2 protein-coding genes are annotated in these 980 nt (G+C 46.0%); both read right to left on the bottom strand.

Features of this window, described 5'->3' with window-relative positions; genetic code table 11:
• Positions 1 to 243 precede the first annotated feature (243 nt).
• The gene (locus TEK04_RS21205) at positions 244 to 792 is read right to left on the bottom strand and encodes an ead/Ea22-like family protein (RefSeq protein ID WP_001289873.1); all 549 of its coding nucleotides are present in this window, start codon (positions 790 to 792) and stop codon (positions 244 to 246) included.
• Entirely contained in the window at positions 789 to 947 is a 159-nt protein-coding gene (locus TEK04_RS21200; protein ID WP_229041931.1) for a TraR/DksA family transcriptional regulator, read from the bottom strand. The genes TEK04_RS21205 and TEK04_RS21200 overlap by 4 nt, the downstream gene beginning before the upstream one ends.
• Positions 948 to 980 lie beyond the last annotated feature (33 nt).

Below are 980 nucleotides of genomic sequence, written 5' to 3'. Positions count from 1 at the left end.
ACATTGATAACGCCCAATCTTTTTGCTCAGACTCTAACTCATTGATACTCATTTATAAACTCCTTGCAATGTATGTCGTTTCAGCTAAACGGTATCAGCAATGTTTATGTAAAGAAACAGTAAGATAATACTCAACCCGATGTTTGAGTACGGTCATCATCTGACACTACAGACTCTGGCATCGCTGTGAAGACGACGCGAAATTCAGCATTTTCACAAGCGTTATCTTTTACAAAACCGATCTCACTCTCCTTTGATGCGAATGCCAGCGTCAGACATCATATGCAGATACTCACCTGCATCCTGAACCCATTGACCTCCAACCCCGTAATAGCGATGCGTAATGATGTCGATAGTTACTAACGGGTCTTGTTCGATTAACTGCCGCAGAAACTCTTCCAGGTCACCAGTGCAGTGCTTGATAACAGGAGTCTTCCCAGGATGGCGAACAACAAGAAACTGGTTTCCGTCTTCACGGACTTCGTTGCTTTCCAGTTTAGCAATACGCTTACTCCCATCCGAGATAACACCTTCGTAATACTCACGCTGCTCGTTGAGTTTTGATTTTGCTGTTTCAAGCTCAACACGCAGTTTCCCTACTGTTAGCGCAATATCCTCGTTCTCCTGGTCGCGGCGTTTGATGTATTGCTGGTTTCTTTCCCGTTCATCCAGCAGTTCCAGCACAATCGATGGTGTTACCAATTCATGGAAAAGGTCTGCGTCAAATCCCCAGTCGTCATGCATTGCCTGCTCTGCCGCTTCACGCAGTGCCTGAGAGTTAATTTCGCTCACTTCGAACCTCTCTGTTTACTGATAAGTTCCAGATCCTCCTGGCAACTTGCACAAGTCCGACAACCCTGAACGACCAGGCGTCTTCGTTCATCTATCGGATCGCCACACTCACAACAATGAGTGGCAGATATAGCCTGGTGGTTCAGGCGGCGCATTTTTATTGCTGTGTTGCGCTGTAATTCTTCTAT

This window comes from Klenkia sesuvii, assembly GCF_037083825.1.
Taxonomy (GTDB): domain Bacteria; phylum Actinomycetota; class Actinomycetes; order Mycobacteriales; family Geodermatophilaceae; genus Klenkia; species Klenkia sesuvii.
The sequence above is the reverse complement of the archived record's forward strand: the minus strand, read 5'-3'. Positions and strand labels throughout refer to the sequence as shown.

Coding starts and splice junctions, on each gene's coding strand:
- TEK04_RS21200 (WP_229041931.1), bottom strand. CDS start 947: ATGCGCCGCCTGAACCACCAGGCTATATCTGCCACTCATTGTTGTGAG.